16 protein-coding genes are annotated in these 17,405 nt (G+C 71.5%); 9 read left to right on the forward strand and 7 right to left on the reverse strand.

Annotated elements, in window-relative coordinates:
• Positions 1–245 precede the first annotated feature (245 nt).
• Both ACT1U9_RS00755 and ACT1U9_RS00760 read right to left on the reverse strand, forming a co-directional pair.
• A complete protein-coding gene (locus tag ACT1U9_RS00755; protein WP_444536400.1) occupies positions 246–722 on the reverse strand; it encodes a (2Fe-2S)-binding protein in 477 nt (158 codons plus the stop codon).
• 8 nt (positions 723–730) lie between these two features.
• The gene (locus ACT1U9_RS00760) at positions 731–3,067 is read right to left on the reverse strand and encodes a molybdopterin cofactor-binding domain-containing protein (protein ID WP_444536401.1); all 2,337 of its coding nucleotides are present in this window, start codon (positions 3,065–3,067) and stop codon (positions 731–733) included.
• 323 nt (positions 3,068–3,390) lie between these two features.
• Here ACT1U9_RS00760 and ACT1U9_RS00765 point away from each other — a divergent pair, with 323 nt between their 5' ends.
• Positions 3,391–4,284: a LysR family transcriptional regulator gene (locus tag ACT1U9_RS00765; protein ID WP_444536402.1), complete on the forward strand. Its 894-nt coding sequence runs from the start codon at positions 3,391–3,393 to the stop codon at positions 4,282–4,284.
• Here ACT1U9_RS00765 and ACT1U9_RS00770 read toward each other — a convergent pair.
• A complete protein-coding gene (locus ACT1U9_RS00770) occupies positions 4,268–5,464 on the reverse strand; it encodes an MFS transporter (protein ID WP_444536403.1) in 1,197 nt (398 codons plus the stop codon). The two genes, ACT1U9_RS00765 and ACT1U9_RS00770, sit on opposite strands and share 17 nt — an antisense overlap.
• Positions 5,465–5,511: 47 nt before the next feature.
• Between ACT1U9_RS00770 and pdxR the strand changes: the two genes are divergently transcribed.
• From pdxR to ACT1U9_RS00790, 4 genes are all read left to right on the forward strand, one after another.
• Positions 5,512–6,915, forward strand: coding sequence for a MocR-like pyridoxine biosynthesis transcription factor PdxR (gene pdxR, locus ACT1U9_RS00775; RefSeq protein ID WP_444536404.1), 1,404 nt, complete (start codon positions 5,512–5,514; stop codon positions 6,913–6,915).
• Between the two features lie 124 nt (positions 6,916–7,039).
• Entirely contained in the window at positions 7,040–7,516 is a 477-nt protein-coding gene (locus ACT1U9_RS00780; RefSeq protein WP_444536405.1) for an LPXTG cell wall anchor domain-containing protein, read from the forward strand.
• Positions 7,517–7,583: 67 nt separating this feature from the next.
• Positions 7,584–8,213: an RNA polymerase sigma factor gene (locus tag ACT1U9_RS00785; RefSeq protein WP_444536406.1), complete on the forward strand. Its 630-nt coding sequence runs from the start codon at positions 7,584–7,586 to the stop codon at positions 8,211–8,213.
• Complete coding sequence (locus tag ACT1U9_RS00790; protein ID WP_444536407.1) at positions 8,210–8,749, forward strand: hypothetical protein; 540 nt, start codon at positions 8,210–8,212, stop codon at positions 8,747–8,749. The genes ACT1U9_RS00785 and ACT1U9_RS00790 overlap by 4 nt, the downstream gene beginning before the upstream one ends.
• Positions 8,750–8,760: 11 nt before the next feature.
• Here ACT1U9_RS00790 and ACT1U9_RS00795 read toward each other — a convergent pair whose 3' ends face one another.
• Positions 8,761–9,447: an NADPH-dependent F420 reductase gene (locus ACT1U9_RS00795; RefSeq protein ID WP_444536408.1), complete on the reverse strand. Its 687-nt coding sequence runs from the start codon at positions 9,445–9,447 to the stop codon at positions 8,761–8,763.
• A 283-nt stretch (positions 9,448–9,730) separates the two neighbouring features.
• Here ACT1U9_RS00795 and ACT1U9_RS00800 point away from each other — a divergent pair, with 283 nt between their 5' ends.
• Positions 9,731–10,780, forward strand: coding sequence for a MarR family transcriptional regulator (locus tag ACT1U9_RS00800; RefSeq protein WP_444536409.1), 1,050 nt, complete (start codon positions 9,731–9,733; stop codon positions 10,778–10,780).
• Between the two features lie 198 nt (positions 10,781–10,978).
• Positions 10,979–11,803 carry a CAP domain-containing protein gene (locus ACT1U9_RS00805; protein WP_444536410.1) on the forward strand — a complete coding sequence of 275 codons (825 nt, stop codon included), beginning with the start codon at positions 10,979–10,981 and terminating at the stop codon, positions 11,801–11,803.
• A 24-nt stretch (positions 11,804–11,827) separates the two neighbouring features.
• Here ACT1U9_RS00805 and ACT1U9_RS00810 read toward each other — a convergent pair whose 3' ends face one another.
• On the reverse strand, positions 11,828–13,330 hold the full coding sequence (locus ACT1U9_RS00810) for a sigma-70 family RNA polymerase sigma factor (RefSeq protein WP_444536411.1): 1,503 nt from the start codon (positions 13,328–13,330) through the stop codon (positions 11,828–11,830).
• A 264-nt stretch (positions 13,331–13,594) separates the two neighbouring features.
• Between ACT1U9_RS00810 and ACT1U9_RS00815 the strand changes: the two genes are divergently transcribed.
• Positions 13,595–13,864, forward strand: coding sequence for a hypothetical protein (locus ACT1U9_RS00815; protein WP_444536412.1), 270 nt, complete (start codon positions 13,595–13,597; stop codon positions 13,862–13,864).
• A gap of 30 nt (positions 13,865–13,894) precedes the next feature.
• Here the strand turns inward: ACT1U9_RS00815 and ACT1U9_RS00820 are convergent, their stop codons facing one another.
• Entirely contained in the window at positions 13,895–15,361 is a 1,467-nt protein-coding gene (locus tag ACT1U9_RS00820) for an MFS transporter (protein WP_444536413.1), read from the reverse strand.
• Positions 15,362–15,483: 122 nt separating this feature from the next.
• Positions 15,484–16,452: an NAD-dependent epimerase/dehydratase family protein gene (locus ACT1U9_RS00825; protein WP_444536414.1), complete on the reverse strand. Its 969-nt coding sequence runs from the start codon at positions 16,450–16,452 to the stop codon at positions 15,484–15,486.
• Between the two features lie 150 nt (positions 16,453–16,602).
• On the opposite strand from ACT1U9_RS00825, the gene ACT1U9_RS00830 reads away from it, so the two are divergent.
• Positions 16,603–17,316, forward strand: coding sequence for a TetR/AcrR family transcriptional regulator (locus tag ACT1U9_RS00830; RefSeq protein ID WP_444536415.1), 714 nt, complete (start codon positions 16,603–16,605; stop codon positions 17,314–17,316).
• Positions 17,317–17,405: the final 89 nt, after the last annotated feature.

Here is a 17,405-nt window from a genome sequence, read left to right on the forward strand (position 1 = left end):
GTCGTGTTCCGCCTCCGGGGATGAACGGGGGCGGGACAAGGTTTCCAAATTTGCCGAACCGTGATCAAGGCTTGACGTTCTCCGGACCAACGCGGAGATCATCCCACGAGTCCGTACGGACCCTGGCATATCAGGGCCGACGCCCGCCACGGGGGGGGTGGGGCCGGCTTCGGCTGCGGACCGTGCGTGGCTGGTCGCGCGGTTCCCCACGCCCCTAAAGATCGCGGCACCCCGCGAAGGTTCCGCTAGAAGTTCTTCGCTCCCGCCGTGATCGCCTCCCGTATGCGGTGGTACGTGCCGCAGCGGCAGATGTTGCGGATCTCGTCGAAGTCCGCGTCGCCGATCTCATGGCCGGCGGCGCGGGCCTGGCGGACCTTGGCAACGGCGGCCATGATCTGGCCGGGCTGGCAGTAGCCGCACTGGGCCACGTCGTACTCCAGCCACGCCTCCTGCATCGGGTGCAGGTCCTTGCCGACCGTGGCGGGCAGGCCCTCGATGGTGGTGACCTCGTCCGTCGGGCGGATGTCCTCGACCGGCACGGAGCAGGGGTTGAACGCCTTGCCGTTGATGTGGCTGGTGCAGGCCTGGCAGACGCCGAGGCCGCAGCCGTACTTCGGTCCGGTCACGCCCAGGACGTCGCGCAGCACCCAGAGCAGCCGTACGTCGTCCTCGACGTCCGCCGAGACCGGCTTTCCGTTGAGGATGAAGGTGTGCAGAGGCACGGGGGCTCCTAGTAGGCGCGGCCGAGGCCGTCGGTGGGGGACGCGGGGATCGGGGGGACGGTCGGCAGCGGTTCGAAGCCGAGCGGGCCGTCGTGGTTGATGGGGAAAGTGGTCGGCATGGTGCCGGTGGCCCGGCCGTAGGCGCAGGCGACCGCCGCCATCGCGCCCGCGACGGCCAGCTCCCCCGCACCGCCCGGCTTCTCACCGGTCGGCGGCATCACGATGATGTCCAGCTCGGGCGGGGTGTTCCACTGGCGGGTGTAGAAGTAGTTGTCCCAGCTGCCTTCGAGGAAGTGGCCGTCCTTCAGATGGAGGCCGGAGCTGAGGGTGACGGCGATGCCGTCCATGATCCCGCCCATCATCTGGGCCTCCAGACCGCGCGGGTTGACGGCCAGGCCCACGTCGACCGCGCACACGACCCGGGTGACACGCGGGCCGGTGTACGCGTCGGGGATCTGCCTGCCCGTCGTCTCCGGACGGCAGTCGATCTCGGCGAGGACCGCGACGAACCCGTGGTACTCGGGGTGCACGGCGATCCCCTGCGCGGTGCCCGCCGGCATCCGGCGGCCCCACTCACCGACCTGCGCGACCTTGTCGAGAACCGCCCGCGCCCGGCCCTCCTTGAGGAACTGGCGGCGGAATTGGTACGCGTCCTTGCCCATCTTCGCCGCGAGCTGGTCGACGACGAGCTCCTGGGCGCACCGCACATTGGGCGAGTAGATGTTGCGCATACTGCCGGTGTTGAAGCCGTGGTCCACCTCGCTGAGCAGCTGGGTGGTCGCGCCGAAGTGGTACGGGCTCTGCTGGGTGAGCTCGAAGATCGTCTCGGAGAAGGCGAGATCGCCCACCGGCAGCTTCGCCGCCATCGAGGTGATGATCTCGCCTAGCCCGTGCCCGAAGTCGGTGGCCACGGAGGTGTGCCGCTGCTCGTACGAGAGGACCTCGCCCAGCGCGTACGTGGCCCGGACCCGGGAGGTGGACATCGGGTGGGTGCGGCCCTGGCGGAAGTCGTCCGTGCGGTGCCACATCAGCTTGACCGGCTTGCCCATCGCCTGGGATATCTGGGCCGCTTCGACCGCCGCGTCGAAGAAGAGCTTGCGGCCGAACGAGCCGCCGCCCTCGGTGACATGGACCTTGACGGCGGACAGCGGAAGGCCGAGCTTGAGCGCGATCCTCTCCTGGGCGACGATCGGGGTCTTCAGGGACCCCCAGATCTCGGCGCGGTCGCTCCTGACGTCCGCGATCGCGCAGTTGGGCTCCAGGGCGCTGTTGCTGGCGAAGTGGAACGTGAAGCGCGCGTCCACCGACTTGACCAAGGGGTCCAACGCCGGGATCACCAGCGGGAGTTCGGCGCTCCGCAGCTCCTTGAGGACGGTGGCGTCGGACGCTCCGTCCGCGGTGCCGGGCCCCCAGGAGACGCGCAGCGCCCGTACGGCGTCGATGCACTGTCCGAAGGTCCGCCCGCGCACGGCGACTCCGGTGGGGACGGTGACTACGTGGGTGATGCCGGGCATCGCGAGGACGTCGGCGCGGTTGTCGACCGACCGTACCGTTCCGTTGATCGTCGGCGGGCGGCACACCATCGTCGGCAGCGCGTCCGCCACCTGCACGTCCATCGCGAACTGCTTGCGCCCGGTGACGGCGGCGAGCGCGTCGATCCGGCCGCGCGGGGTGCCGATGACGCCGAACTGCGCGGGCTTCTTCAGCGTGACCGCGAGCTGGAGCGTGGTCCGGCTCGCGGCCTTCGCCGCCAGCTCGCCGTAGGTCGCGCTCTTTCCGGTCGGTGAAGTGACCACGCCCGCGCGGGTGGTGAGCGTCGAGGCGGCCTCGCCGAACTGCGCGGCCGCGGCCTCCAGGAGCCGGGCCCGGGCCGTCGCCGCGGCCACCCGGATCGGGGTGAAGGTGGAGATCGTGGTGTTGGACGCGCCGGTCATCTGGTTGAACAGGAGCTCGGGCCGTGCGTCCGCCAGCGAGACCTTGACCTTCTCCAGCGGCAGGTCCAGTTCCTCCGCGATCAGCATCGCGGAGGAGGTGGTGATGCCCTGGCCCACCTCCGCGCGCGGCAGGACGAAGGAGGCGATGCCGGCCGCGTCGACCTGAATGGTGATCAGGTTGGCGGTCGGCAGCGCGGCGTCCGTGAGCATGTCGTTGAGGTCGTAGATCTCGGACGGCCCGGGGAGCGACGGGACCGCCGCCTCGGCCCGTGCGGGCGCGACGGTCGACTCACCGACGCTCGCGGCCACCGTCAGCGTCGAGGCCGCGAGCACATATCCCAGAAACCGCCGCCGCCCCACCTCATGGACGGTGGCCTCGTCCGCACGCTCAGGTCGACCCGACGCTGCCATCAACTGTCCTTTCGTCCAACTGCGCACCCGCGCCGGATCAGCGTCACATATTTCTCACCAGTAACACCAGACAGGAAACAGGACGTCAGCAGAGTGTGGATCAGCCGGACATGGCCCCAGTCACCTGGGGCCCGCCGACGAACTCCCCCGTGTCGACACCGGGGTCGACACCCTCCGCGGTCGATCGCCGTCGAGGTCCGGATCCCCGTCGGCGACCACGGACGGGTTGCCGCCCCGGGGTCGGTCCCTATCGTTGTACCGAGCCGAAACCCAAGTCAATCCTCTGGTTTTCTTCCAATGGTCCAAGTAATACCTTGGGTTGCATGACTCTCGACGATCTCCGCGTCTTCGTCGCCGCATGCGAGACGGGCAATCTGAGCGCGGTGGCGCGCGATCTGTCCCGTACGCAGTCGGCGGTGAGCCAGCACGTCAAACGCCTTGAGGCCGAACTCGGACTGCCGCTTCTGGAGCGTCAGCCGCGCGGTGTCGCACCCACCCAGGCCGGGCGGATCCTCCAACAGGCAGCCGCCCAGGGCATCGGCCAGATAGAACTGGCACTGCGTCAGCTGCACGACCTCAAGCAGGGCGACGGCGGCGCCGTCCGGATCACCACCGGCGCCACCACCGTGCGCCACTTCATGTCCGACGGGGTCGTGGCGTTCCGGCGCCGACACCCGGGCATCAAGCTGGAGTTCCGTACCGAGAACTCCAGCCGAGGGTGTTTCGACGCGCTCGCCGCCGGTGAGTCCGACCTCGCCTGGATCACCATCGGCTCCCCCGCGCGCGGCATCGAGCAGCGTCCGGTGATCGAGCTGCCGTGGGTCCTCGCCGTCCACGCGGACGACCCGCTCGCGTACAAGGACAGCGTCGACGCGGACGACCTGGCCCGCATCCATCACATCCAGCTGCCCGCCAACTCGACGTCACGCTCGCATCTGGAGGACCAACTCGACCGCCAGGACATCCAGTTGGCCTCGACCACCAGTGTCGCCGACTGGGACACGGCGATCCTGCTGGCCGAGCTCGGGCTCGGGCACGCCGTCGTCCCCGCGCTGCCTGGATGGACCGGATCCGGCCATGGCGCGCTCCGGCTGATCCCCATCCCGGCACTGCCACCGCTCGCGGCGGGCTGGGCGGTACGGCAGTGGGACGCGCTCGGGCCGCTGACCCAGGAGTTCGCACAGACGGTTGTCGACAGCCTCACCGGCCGCACGTGAGCGGGACCGCCTTCGCCTCGCGGTCGCGCCAGGCCGGGACCGACGCGACAAGCATCAGCGCCGCCGTGAGCACGAACGCCGACGCATACCCCGTACGGTCCGCGAGCACCCCGAATCCTATGGCGCCCAGGCCCATTCCGGCGTCGTACGCGAAGTTCCACAGCGCGCTGACCGTCCCGTAACTCGACCGGGAGACACGGGAGTACATCAGGGTCAGGGTGGCGTTCTGGGCGACGCCGAAGCCCGCTCCGAACAGGGCCACGCCGACGATCACCGCCACCGGGTGGTCGGTCGGCGCGGTGATGAGGACCCCCGCCGCCGACAGGAGCAGACCGGGCAGGACAAGGCGGGCGGGGCCGTGCCGGTCTCCGAGCCGGCCCGCGACCCAGCGGGCCACCGTGGACACCGCCTGCTGGCCGAAAAGCGCTGCCGTCGCGACCCCGGTCAGCGAGGACGGGACGGCGAGCGGAACGAAGGTGACCACGATCCCCGCCGCCAGCGCGCTCGCGGAGAAGACGACCGCGGGCCGGACCAGGGCGCCCGTGCGCAGCCCCGCGACCACACCGACCGAGCGGCCCGACATCAACTCCCGGTCGGGCAGGCCCGGTACGGACAGGATCGCGACCAGCGCGACAGCGGCCCCGACGACGGACACCGACCCGTATCCGACATGTTCGGCCAGCCATACGCCGAGCGGCAGCGCCACCAGCGAGGGCACCCCGCCCACGACGCCGACGAGCGCGAGCCCCTCGCCCCGGCGCTCGGCCGGGAACAGCGACGCCGTGAGCGCGCCGCCCGCGACCACGGTGAGCGCGAAGCCGAGGCCGCGCAGGACGCACACCGCCACGATCCACACGAGGTCGGTCGAGACGGTGAGCGCCAGGGCGGGTGCGCCGAGCAGCAGCAGTCCCGCCGCGAGCGCCACGCGGTAGCCGTAGCGGGCGACGAGCCGGGGCGCGGCGAGGTCGCCGACGACCGTCGCCAGCATCAGCGCGCCGGTCGCCAGGCCCGCAGCGTCATCGCCGCCGGACTCGCGCGCGTACAGCGGTACGGCCGACAGCAGCAGGTAGAAGCTGGCCGAGGCGCCGATCATGCTGACGAAGCGCAGCATCAACGCCCTTGAAAAGAGCGGTGGTCGGGGCGTCGCGGCGCTCACAGAAGACGATGTCGAGGTGGTCATGGAGGCGACGCTAGATGCCGAGTGGATCGCCGGTAAGCTCCAATTCCATGGCTGTTCAGTGGTCCGGTCGCTCCCCCGGTCTGTTGCTCGCGCTCGACCGCGACAGCGGCGAGCAACTGCGCTCGCAGTTGGAGCGGCAGGTGCGCGAGGCGATCCGCTCGGGCCGGCTCCAGGTCGGCGAACGGCTGCCGTCGTCGCGCGAACTCGCCCTCGGCCTCGGGGTGTCGAGGGGTCTGGTCCAGGAGTGCTACGCCCAGCTCCAGGCCGAGGGCTATCTGGTGACGCGGGTCGGGGCCGCGACCCAAGTGGCGGCGGGGGCGTTCACCCCGCCGGTGTCCACGACGCCACCGGGAGGCGGCACCGGCCTGCTGGCGGATTTCCGCTGGGGCGTGCCGGACCTCTCCGGATTCCCACTCGCCGACTGGCTGTGGGCGATGCGGGAGGCGGGCCGCTCCCTGCCGACGGCCGCGCTCGACTACGGCGACCCGCGCGGCAGCGCCGTACTGCGCGATGTCCTGGCCGGATACGCGCGGCGCGTGCGTGCCGCCGCCGCCGACCCGGAGCGGATCGTCATCTGCTCCGGGTACGCGCAGGGCCTCGGTCTGGCCCTGCGGACGCTCGCCGATGCCGGTGTCCGCACGGTGGCCCACGAGGACCCCGGCTCGCCCGCCACGCTCTCCGCCGCCGCATCCTCGGCCGGTCTCACCTCGGTTCCCATACGGGTCGACGAGTACGGCATCGACGTACGAGCGCTCACGGCGACCGACGCCCGGGCGGTCGTCCTGACCCCGGCCCACCAGTGGCCGACCGGGGTGGTGCTCGGTGCCGAGCGTCGGCGCGAGCTCGTCGAGTGGGCGGTGCGGCGGAACGCGTATGTCATCGAGGACGACTACGACGCGGAGTTCCGCTACGACCGGGAGCCGGTGGGCGCGCTCCAAGGGCTCGCCCCCGACCGCGTGATCGCCATCGGGACGGTCAGCAAGTCCCTGGCACCGGCACTGCGCATCGGCTGGATGCTCTGCCCACCCGCTCTCACCGAGCCGATCGTCGCCCACAAACGCCTCAGCGATCGCGGCTCGCCCACCCTCGACCAGCTCGCGCTCGCCAAGCTCATCGAGTCGGGCCGCTTCGACCGTCATCTGCGCCGGATGCGCACCACGTACGCCACCCGCCGCACAGCGCTGCTCGAAGCGCTCGCCGAACACGCCCCGCACATCGAGGTGACCGGCCTCGCGGCGGGCTTCCACGCCGTGGCGCACTTGGGCGAGGGGGCCGATGAGGAGGCTGTCATCGCGGCCGCCCGGGCCCGGTCGGTCGGTCTGTACGGAATGAGTCAGTGCCGCTCGACGCGGACGCCCGCGCCCGCACGGCTGGTGCTGGGGTTCGGCAATGTGGGCGAGCGGGCGATCAGGGCGGGGATCGCGGCGGTGGGGGGACTGCTGGGCGCGTGATGAGTGGGGGGCGGGGGGGCACGGAAACTTTTTCCGGAACGGCGGCAACCTCACCCCTCGCCGCACGTCGTCAGGGGTGAAGGGCGCCGTCCGGCGCTGTTCAGCCGACCTGGAGAGCTCCTACGTGAACATCACCCAGCACCACCGCCGCGCCTTCGCCCGTGGGGCCGCCGCCACCGGACTCCTGGCGGCGCTCGCCGTTCCCGCGCTGGCCGGTACGGCGTACGCCGACGACTCGGGCGCCCAGGCGCATAGTGCTCCGAGCGCCGTGCCGTCGCACGCCGCCGAGCCGAGCGCCGCCCCCTCCGCGCCCGCCAAGAAGCCCGCGCCCAGCAAGTCGCCGACGTCCCCGCCCAGCGCCGAGCCGTCCGTGAAGCCGAGCAGGGGCACCGAGGGATCGGAGCCGTCGGCGCGCCCCTCGACGAAGGCCCCCACGGACGCTCGACCCGGCGTCGTACCCAGCCCCGCGCCCGCCGGCCGCGACGAGCTGGCCCATACTGGCTCGTCCGCCACCAATACGGTCCTGGGCACCGGAGCCGGCGTACTGATCGCGGCGGGTGCCGGGACCATCTACGCCGTGCGGCGGCGGCAGAACCACTGAGGCGCGGGACCACCGAGGCGCAGGCGGCCCCGTCCGGCGGGGCCGCGCCGTTCCACCCGAGGACGTGATGGAGTACACCGCTGTCCGGCGACCGGCACCGCCCGGCGGCTTCGGCCTGCGCGCGTTCGGGCGTTGGCTGCTGCGCCGGGACCGGCTGGCCGACCGCGAGTTGCCCCTGGTGTCGCCCGGCGGGTCCGGTCCCGGTGTCGTACGGCCCACGGTCAGCGAGCTCTACCACGCGCACCGGCTGCGCATGGTGCACCTCGCGGTGATGCTCGTCGACGACCGGGCCACGGCCGAGGACGTGGTGCAGGACGCGTTCACCGCGCTCTACCGGCGGCACGGCGAGCACATCGGTGAGATCGACAACGCGCTCGCGTATCTGCGTACGGCCGTGGTCAACGCCTCGCGCTCGGTGCTGCGCAGACGGCGTACGGCGCGTGCGTACACACCGCCTCATGAGGCCGACGCACCCTCCGCCGAGGAACATGTGGTGCTCGGCGAGGAGCACCGTGAAGTCCTCGCGGCGCTGGGGCAGTTGACCGCCCGGCGCCGCGAAGTGCTGGTGCTGCGCTACTGGGGCGAGCTCACCGAGGCGGAGATCGCGCAGACGCTGCGGATCAGCCGGGGCTCGGTGAAGTCGATCGCGAGCCGGGGCCTGGACTCACTGGAGAAGATCTTGAAGGAGCGGTCGTGAGAGGAGTGGACATGGGCGGCCACGAGGGTCCCGAGCGCCCGGTCGAGGTGCGGCTGCGGCGTGCCTTCGCGGCCCGCGCGCAGACCATCACCGTCCGCGACCTGCGCCCGGCCGACCCGCCGGGCCCTCATCTGCGCCGAACCGCCTTTGCGCTGCCGCGACTTCGTGGCGTGCCGACGCGCCGGTTCGCCCTGCCGCTGGCCGCGCTCGCCACCGTGGCGGCCGTGACGATCGGTTACGTGGCACTCGCCCCCGACCGGACTCCGATGCGCCCGGCCACGCCCGGTCCGGTCGCGCCCCTGCCCTCCTCCGTTCCCTCCCCGGTGGTCTCGCCCCGGCCCGATCCCTCGCGGCCACCGACCGGCACCAGGAGCAGCGGGGACCCCGACACCTCGCCCGCCGTACCGACACCCGGGGCCTCGAAGGGGACGCGCGGCGGCTCGGTCCGGCAGCCCGCCCCTGGTCCGAGCCGTCAGCCCTCGAAGCGGCCGACGGCCCCACCGTCCATGAGCCCGTCCTCGCCTCCGACCCGGTAGCGGGCCGGAGGTCACGCACCCTGGATGTGGAAGTTGTAGTCCGTGTGGCCCAGGGCGCCCATCAGCCGCAGCCAGACCGGCAGCATCATCTCGGTGCCGCGCGCGGTGGTGATGTCGCCCAGGTCGAGGATGCTCTGCTGGGGCCAGCCGAACGAGATCAGCAGCGCGGCGACCGCCTTCTTGGCCGCCTCGTCGTCCCCGGACAGGAATACGTTGTGCTCGCCCGCGACCCGGGACGGCTCCACCATGATCTTGGTGTTCATGGTGTTCAGGGTCTTCACCACATGTGCCTGCGGAAACGCCCGCTGGATCTGCTCGCCCAGGCTGTCGGTGTTGACCGGGTCGAGCGAGGGCGGCATGCCCTGGGAGAAGTCCAGCGGGTTGGCGACGTCGATGAGCACCTTGCCGTTCAGGTTCTCCGCGCCCACCGCACCCAGAGCGGCCAGACTCGCCGTCCCGGCCGTCGTGTTGACGACGCTGTCGCCGAACGCCCCCGCGTCGGCGAACGTCTCCAGGCCCACCCGGGGATGCTCCTGCTGCCAGACGGCGAACGGCGGATTGCCGAACTGATCGGACTCGGTGCGGGCGAGGGTGGCCTTCGGGTCACGGGTGCCGACGACCACTTCATGGCCGAGGGAGGCGAGCTTGGCGGCGATGTTCCGGCCGACGGCGCCGGTACCGAGGACTGCGTAACGCATGAGGCTCGATCCTTTCGAGGAACGGAGGCCGCACAGCGTCGGCCACCCGGTGCAACGAGAAACTAAACCGAGCCGTTCGGTGTTCCAAGCATCGGACACCCGCCACGCCGACCGGGCAACCCTGCCGCGCACAACAGCGTGCCGGCCGGTACACGCCGTCGCTCCCCCCGTGTGTACCGGCCGGCACCCCCCGTTGCGCACCCTCAGAGTGCCAAGCCGCCGACGGCAGAGGTGACGTGTTTCGGGCTGGTCCGAAACACGCCATGCGGCAATGCTCGGCGAAGTGACGCTGCGCATACATTTCACCGCCGACGATCTCGCCCGTACGCGGGTGGCCCAGGGACCGCGCCCGCTGCTCGAACTGGACATCGCCCTGCGGGTGTTGCAGGAGAACTTCCACCACGCGCGCTTCGACGTGTGGCGGCGCGAATCGTTCGGCCGCCTCGACCCGCGTACCCGTATGGCCTTCGACGTGGTCCCCACGAAGGGCTGGTCGCTGGACTTCCTGCTGCCCGTGGAGCCGGGCAGCCCGCAGGAGTTGTGGGAGAAGGTACGGGCCACACCGCCCCGGCTCGTTCGCCGTCATGTGGAGCAGTGGGTGGACCGGACGGGCCGGGTGCCGGAGTGGCTGCGGCATACCGACAGCGATCCCCGGTTCCTGCACAGCCTCGTCGACGTCTTCGAGGACGCGCACGCACAGATCGTCGCTCCCTACTGGCCGCGCATCGAGCAACTGGCGGGCGCCGACCGGGCCATCCGGATGCGGCATCTCGCCGAGGGCGGGGTGGAACGGCTGCTCCAGGGGCTCCATCCGCGCCGGGTGCGCTGGAACCCGCCGGTCCTCGAACTCACCATGATTTCCGGCCATGAGGGCGATCTGCATCTGGACGGCCGGGGTCTGCTGCTGATCCCGACGCTGTTCGGGTCGGAGCATCCCCTCTTCGACGACGGCGCCGAGCCCCAGCCGTGGATCAGCTTTCCCATCGGGCAGGACGGGATGCCGGGGCTCGCGCTGCCCGCGATGTCGACGGCCGGTGCGCTGACGACGGCGCCGCGCTCGCTGTCGGCGCTGCTCGGGCGCACCCGGGCGACTGTCTTGTGCGCGATCGCCGAGCAGCCCGGGCTGACCACCAGTCAGCTCGCCGCCCGTGCCGGGATCTCGGCGGCGAGCGCGAGTGAGCATGCGACGGTGTTGCGGTCTGCGGGGCTGATCAGTACCGCGCGGGATCGCAACGCGGTGCTGCACTCCCCGGCGCCGGCCGGTCTCGGGTTGCTCAACGCGTCGACCGCCGACGCGGGGGCGGCGGAGCCGGTGCGGTTGCGGGTTGTCTGAGCACGCCTCTCCAGATGCGGAGGTTCGACTGCGGACCATGCGTGGCTGGTCGCGCAGTTCCCCGCGCCCCTAGTGGGTGCGCCGAACCGTATCTGACCGTGATCCACGTCACCCTCGCAAAAACCGTTATCGCCTCCTCCCCGTCCGCTCTCCCATGCGCCGGACAACCCCGGCAGCACCGAAAGAGAGCGGAGCCCCATGCAGCACCACGATGAGCACCCCCACGCCCGGCACTCGGCGCCCCAGGGGCGGGCCGCTCGGCGGCACGCGCGGCGGCGGTGGTCCGCGCAGACCGTCGGCACTGCGGTGGCCGGAACCGTGGCGGTCACAGCCATCACGGGGGCGCTGTGCTGGCCGCAGTCCGACGACCACGCCAAGACCGTCGCCACCGGGGCGGCGGCGCCCACCGAGCACATCCTCGACACCGCCGCCGACCCGGCCGCCCCGGTCTCGTCACCGTCGCCGACACACTCCGCCACACCCTCGAAGTCCGCCGCCGCGAAGCCAAAGCCGAGCCACACCGCGCCCGCTTCCCACCCGGCGCAGAAGCACACCACCCCGACGACGACCACCGGACACACGGACAACGGCACTTCCCGTACGTCCCCGGCGGCGCAGCCCGGAAGCGCGGTCACCGGCACCGCCGCCCAGTACGTCCAGCAGGTCATCGCGCTCGCCAACACCGAACGTGCCAAGGCGGGTTGCTCGCCGCTCAAGGCCGACAGCCGGCTCAACTCCTCCGCGCAGGAGCACGCCGACGACATGGCCGCCCGCAACTACTACGAGCACGACACCCCGGAGGGCAAGAACGCGGGCGACCGTATGACCGCCGCCGGATACGACTGGCACAAGTGGGGCGAGAACATCCACCGGGGCCCCAAGAGCCCCGAGGCCGCGATGCACGACTGGATGAACAGCCCGGGCCACCGCGCCAACATCCTGGACTGCGGTTTCAAGGACATCGGCGTGGGCGTGAACCTCAGCGACAACGGCCCTTGGTGGGTCCAGAACTTCGGCAGCTGAGTCGGCCTCCGTACGGATGTGGGTTCAGGACGACGTCCCGGCGAAGTCCTGCACCCACACCGTGCCGTCGGGGCCGGGCACGGCGGCCACGCCCGTGTCGCGGTAGCCGCAGTCGAGCATGTTCTGCTGGTGGATCGAGCCGTCGGTCCAGTCCTTGACGACGGCCGCCGGGTCCGCCGTCCCCTTGTCCAGGTTCTCCGCCCAGGCTCCGACCGGGTATCCGGCGGCCCTCATCCGGGCGTCGGCGTGCTGCCCCTCGGGGCTCTCATGGCCGTAGTAGCCGCGCGCCACCATGTCCCGGGCGTGCCTGACGGCAGCCGTCGTGAGCTGAGGATCACGGCGCAGCGGGGCACAACCCGCCGCGCTGCGGCGGCTGTTGATCAACTGGATGAGCCGCTGCTCCGGGGTCGGCGCAGGCGGCGGAGCAGGCCGGGCGCTCTTCGGGCCGGTCTTGGGCGAGGGCGCGGCCGTCGTCGGCTGCGGGGTGGGAGTGGCCGAGGGCGACACGTACGAAGGTGAGGGAGCGACGGCGGACGCAGTCGTCACCGTCGCCGGTGCGGGCGCGGCTTCGGGTCGCCGGTCGGGCCACAGCAGTACGACGAGGATGCCGAGGACGACGGCGATCGCGACGGCTGCGGCGCCCTTGACCGCGTACGTACGGGCATGGGGTTTCGGTGAAGCGCCCGCAATGCTGGGGGACGTCACCGGTGTCGCCGAAGCCGCCAGCCCGAGTCGGTCCGGGGCGAGGACCGACGCGTACAGACCCGGCAGCGGGACGATCAGCGCGAGGCCGACGAGCAGGCCCTCGGCGGGTACCAGGCCGGAGCCGTGGCCGGAGCAGGCGCGGCACTCGCGGGTGTGCCGGGCGATCCGCTTGCGCCACACCGGCTCGGGTCGGCCGTCCCAGGTGGCGGTCAGCGCGGCCAGTTCGTCGCAGAGCGGCCGGTTGGCCAGCGCCCGCACCACGATCCGGCCGACCTCCAGCTGGGCCTTCATCCGCTGGACGCGTACGGCGGCGTGCTGGGCGGTCAGGCCCATCGCCTCGGCCAGTTCGGGGCGGGTCAGCTCGCCCGCCGCCTCCTGCCACCACAGCGCGAGCAGTTCACGGTCGTCCGCGTCGAGCCAGCGCGTCGCCTCGGCCACTTCGCGGCGCTGACCGGAGAGGCCGAGGCGCAGGATGGTGACGTCCACGAAGTCCGGTTCGGGGTCGAGGGGTTCGGCCAGGCGCTCCAGGCTGGTGGTGGGCGCCTGCTGCTGTGTGCGCCAGCGTCTGCGTATCTGGTTCATGGCGATGGCGATCAGCCAGGACCGGAACCTGGACGGCTCGCGCAGCCCGTCGAGGCCCTCCAGGGCGTGGAACATGGTCTCCTGCACCACGTCGTCGACGTCGGCGTGCCCGTCCATGGCGCGGCCGACGACGTTGTAGACCAGCGGCAGATAGTCGGCGGCGAGCCGTTCCCGCGCCCCCGCGTCCCCGGTCCGTGCCGCGCCGACCAGCTCCGGCATGGACGTGCTGTCCCTGTGCATGCGTTCCCTCACCCATGGCGTCGTCTGTGCGCTCCCGTCGATTCGGAGACCCCCGCCGGACGCCGGGATAACAGGAACTCGGGCTTCATTTTGTACGAGGCCCCGGCACCCGGGCGGCCAGGGCCCGCCCCGCGTTGTGGTCATGAGGGGAAAGCGAGACGCTGGTGCTATACGCGGCCGGGAGTGACCGGTGCGTCCGGAACGAGCACCCACCCGGTCGGTCGGGAGAGGGTGAGTTCCGTGCGTGTGCTGTTGAGAGCGGAAATGGACACCGCGAAGGCGAACGAGAACATCAGGAACGGCAGTATGCAGAAGACCATGGAGTCGGCGCTGGAGGCCATAAAGCCCGAAGCCGCCTACTTCACCACGCAGAACGGCTGTCGTACCGCGTACATCGTCCTCGACCTTGAGGACCCGTCCCAGATGCCGAAGATCGCGGAGCCGTTCTTCATGGAGCTCGGCGCCAAGATCTACTTCACCCCTGTCATGGACCGGGACGACCTGCGCAAGGGCCTGACGGCGCTCGGAAGGTGACCACCTGACGCTCTCGCCGAACGGCCGCTGTCAACTTTCCAGTCCTGTTCCCAGGTCCGCGAGCGCCAGCAGCAACGCACCGACCACGAACGCGATCGACACGAGCAGGCCGTGGTCGTACGCCGATGCCCAGCCGTGGTGCGCCAGTCGGGCGAAGAACACCGAGCCGACGGCGGCGATGCCGACGGCCGAGCCGACGCGCTGGCCGGTCTGGAGGGTGCCGCCCGCGCTGCCCGCCGAGCGGACCGGGACCTTGGACAGCGTCAGGGTCTGGTTGGGCGCGATGACGAGGCCGCTGCCGAGCCCCGCGAGGAGCAGGGGCGCGGTCATCGCCCAGGCCGAGGACTTGCCCGCCACCAGGTGGACCGCGAGTGCCGTGCCGATGAGGCCGGTGGCGACCATGACCAGGCCGACGGCGACCAGACGTCGGCCGAAGCGGGCGACGAGGCGGCCGCCGATCCCGGCGGCGACTCCGGAGCCGACCGCGAACGGTGTGATGGCGACACCCGCGACCAGCGCGCTCAGATGCATCCCGGCCTGGAGATAGAGGGCGGTGATGAAGAAGATCGAGGTGAATCCACCGAAGTAGAGCAGGATCAGCGCACAGCCCAGCCAGTAGCTGCGCTCATGGAACAGCGTGAGGTCCAGAAGCGGGGACTGGCCGCGTGCGGTCTGTCGGCGCTCCCACGCCACGAACCCGGCCAGCAGAGCCGCCGCCAGCACCAACAGCAGCCATTTCTCCGGGCCGTGCCACTGCTGTGCCTGGACGAACGGGAGCAGCAGCGACAGCACTCCGGTGCCGAGCAGCACCACCCCGAGCGGATCGAGCCGGCGCAGTTTGACGGGGCGGGCCGAGGGTGTGTCGGGCAGCAGTCGCCGCGCCAGGACCAGACACACCGCGCCGATCGGCACATTGACGTAGAACACCCAGCGCCAGCCCTCGTGCGCGCCCGCCGCATGGATGAGCAGCCCGCCGAGCAGTGGGCCCACCGCCGTCGAGATACCGATGACGCTGCCGAGCATCCCGAAGGCGCGGCCGCGTTCGGCTCCGGAGAACATCTGCTGGATCAGGGCGGAGATCTGCGGCGAGATCAGGCCACCGGCCAGGCCCTGGACGGCCCGGGCCGCCACCAGCCAGCCGCTGGACTGCGCGGCCCCGCAGGCGGCGGAGGCGACGACGAACAGGGCGAGCCCGGTCATGAACACCACACGCCGGCCGCGTGCGTCGCCGATCCGCCCGGCCGGGACGAGGAACAGGCCGAAGGCGAGCGCGTATCCGGAGAGCACCCACTGCAGATCCGCTTCGGGGGCCTTGAGGGCCGCGCGGATCGACGGCAGCGCCACATTGACGATCGACACGTCGAGCAGCGTCATGAACCCCGCCACCAGGCAGACGGTGAGCGCCCGCCAACGGCTCGGGTCGGGCTGCGCCGGCGGTGCGGTCGGCCCGGTGGCGCCCGGCCGACCGCCACGACCGTCCTCGGTGTGCGGAGCCACAGCGGCCTTCTTTCTCAGGCGAACAGGCGGAACGGTACGCAGGGGACGCATGGGCATGATCGCCCATGAGCGGGGCCGTTCGCCCCACCCCGCGCTCGCGCGCGCCGCCCTCCTACCGCCCGTCAGACCCGCCCGGCGAGCAGCGCGCGGTACCAGTCGATGCTGGCGTCGAGCGCCTGCGCGAGCGGTGTGGGCCGGGCGCCGAAGGCCCGCTCGAAGGCGGACGAGTCCAGGATCTGCGGTTCGGTGTGCTGGTAGAAGAGCTCGGCGTACTCGGCCATGAACACTTCGTCGAACGGCCCGAAAGGACGAGGCTCGGTGAGGACCGTCGCCTTGACCGGGGCGCCCACCCGCTCGCCGATCATCGCGTGGATCCGACGGGTGGTCAGCGCGGGCGCGGTGGGCAGATGCCACACCCGCCCGTCGCCCTCGGGGTGTTCGCCGAGGGTGGCGAGTCCGGCGGCGACATCGCCTATGTACGTGTAGCTGTGCGGCTGGTCGAGGTCGCCGATCCCCAGGGCCTCGCCCCCGGACAGGACGGCCGGGAACACCGCGCCGCCGAGCGAGGAGTTGAGCACCTGCGGGCCGACGAAGTCCGCCGACCGGCCGAGGACGACGCGGGCGCGGCCGTCGCGGTGGGCCGCGAGGTACGCCTCGTCCAGCTCGGCGCGCATCCGCCCCTTGCGGGAGGTGGCCCGCCACGGGGTGTCCTCGGTCATGACCTCGCCGTGCGTCGGCCCGTACGGGTAGAGCGTGTCGAGGACGACGAGCCGCGCGCCGACCGCCTCGACGGCGGCGAGCACGGCCCGCTGGATGCGGGGCATCACCTCGACCTGGAGGTGGTAGCCCACGTTGACACAGTGGTGGACGACGGCCGCGCCGTCGACGGCGGCACGGGCGCCCTCGGCGGTGCTGACGTCGGCCGCGTACCGCTCGACGCCGTCGATGGCGGCGCCCGATCCCGTGCGGTCGACCAGCCGTACGGCGTGACCACGGCTCACGAGCTCGGCGGCGAGCGTCCGGCCGGCCGGGCCCGAGCCCAGAACGACGTGGCGGGAGCGGGCTGTTGAGGTGCTGGGCGTGCTGGACATGGGGATCCCCTTCGCGAATCGCGTTATGCACTGTCGCTTCTGTTATTGACCGTAACTGTTGCGATCCCGACTCGCAAGAGGATGATTGAATGTGCACTGCGTTCGGACGCCGTGCCGGACACGGAGACCGTCGTGCACGCAGGAGGACCCATGGCCGCCGAAGTGAAGAGCCCGCGCGCCCGCTACCGGGAGCAGACCCGCGCGGAGATCAAGGCGGCGGCGCTCCAGCAGCTCGCCGAGGGCGGCGCGCCCGCCGTGGCGCTCACCCGGATCGCCAAGGACATGGGGCTCTCCGGACCCGCCCTCTACCGCTACTTCGCCAGCCGCGACGAGCTGCTGGGCGAGCTGATCCGGGACGCGTACGACGATCTGGCGCAGGCGATCGCGCGCGTCGGCGCCAGCACCGTGGGCACGCCCCGCACCGCCCTGCACGCACTCGCCGGCGCCTGCCTCGACTGGGCGACGACCGAGCCGCACCGTTATCTGCTGATCCAGGGAACTCCCGTACCGGGCTACGCCGCTCCGCCCGACACCCTGGAGCGCGCACGGGCCGCGCTCGGCCCCTTCCTCACGGTCTTCGCCGCCGGGGATCCGGTCGACGCGTTCCGCCCGACGGCCGACGAAATGGCCGCGTGGCTGCGGCAGGACGGCGCCGTCGCCGAATGGGTCGCGGAGCACACCGACCGCCCCGCGCACGACACCGCAGCCGCAACGGCCTTGGCGGGCGCGGTGGTTGCCTGGTCGCAGCTGCACGGCACGGTGAGCCTCGCGGTGTCGGGCCAGTACGAGGGAATGGGCCACCGGGCCCGGACGCTGCTCACGGCACAGATGGACGCATTGGCGGACAGCTTCCGACTGGCCTGACGCCAAGGCCAATTGACGTATCCACCGGGTCGGCTAAGCGGAATCGTTGCCTGTTCGACTAGTCAATGGAAAGGCGAGTTGCCGTCTCG

This window comes from Streptomyces sp. BR1 (genome assembly GCF_052373795.1).
In the GTDB taxonomy this organism is placed as follows: domain Bacteria; phylum Actinomycetota; class Actinomycetes; order Streptomycetales; family Streptomycetaceae; genus Streptomyces.

Bases quoted from the DNA above. Each gene is read 5' to 3' on its own strand.
- ACT1U9_RS00760 (WP_444536401.1), bottom strand. From the start codon at position 3,067: ATGGCAGCGTCGGGTCGACCTGAGCGTGCGGACGAGGCCACCGTCCAT.
- ACT1U9_RS00765 (WP_444536402.1), top strand. From the start codon at position 3,391: ATGACTCTCGACGATCTCCGCGTCTTCGTCGCCGCATGCGAGACGGGC.
- ACT1U9_RS00770 (WP_444536403.1), bottom strand. From the start codon at position 5,464: ATGACCACCTCGACATCGTCTTCTGTGAGCGCCGCGACGCCCCGACCA.
- pdxR (WP_444536404.1), top strand. From the start codon at position 5,512: ATGGCTGTTCAGTGGTCCGGTCGCTCCCCCGGTCTGTTGCTCGCGCTC.
- ACT1U9_RS00785 (WP_444536406.1), top strand. From the start codon at position 7,584: ATGGAGTACACCGCTGTCCGGCGACCGGCACCGCCCGGCGGCTTCGGC.
- ACT1U9_RS00795 (WP_444536408.1), bottom strand. From the start codon at position 9,447: ATGCGTTACGCAGTCCTCGGTACCGGCGCCGTCGGCCGGAACATCGCC.
- ACT1U9_RS00805 (WP_444536410.1), top strand. From the start codon at position 10,979: ATGCAGCACCACGATGAGCACCCCCACGCCCGGCACTCGGCGCCCCAG.
- ACT1U9_RS00810 (WP_444536411.1), bottom strand. From the start codon at position 13,330: ATGCACAGGGACAGCACGTCCATGCCGGAGCTGGTCGGCGCGGCACGG.
- ACT1U9_RS00815 (WP_444536412.1), top strand. From the start codon at position 13,595: ATGGACACCGCGAAGGCGAACGAGAACATCAGGAACGGCAGTATGCAG.
- ACT1U9_RS00825 (WP_444536414.1), bottom strand. From the start codon at position 16,452: ATGTCCAGCACGCCCAGCACCTCAACAGCCCGCTCCCGCCACGTCGTT.
- ACT1U9_RS00830 (WP_444536415.1), top strand. From the start codon at position 16,603: ATGGCCGCCGAAGTGAAGAGCCCGCGCGCCCGCTACCGGGAGCAGACC.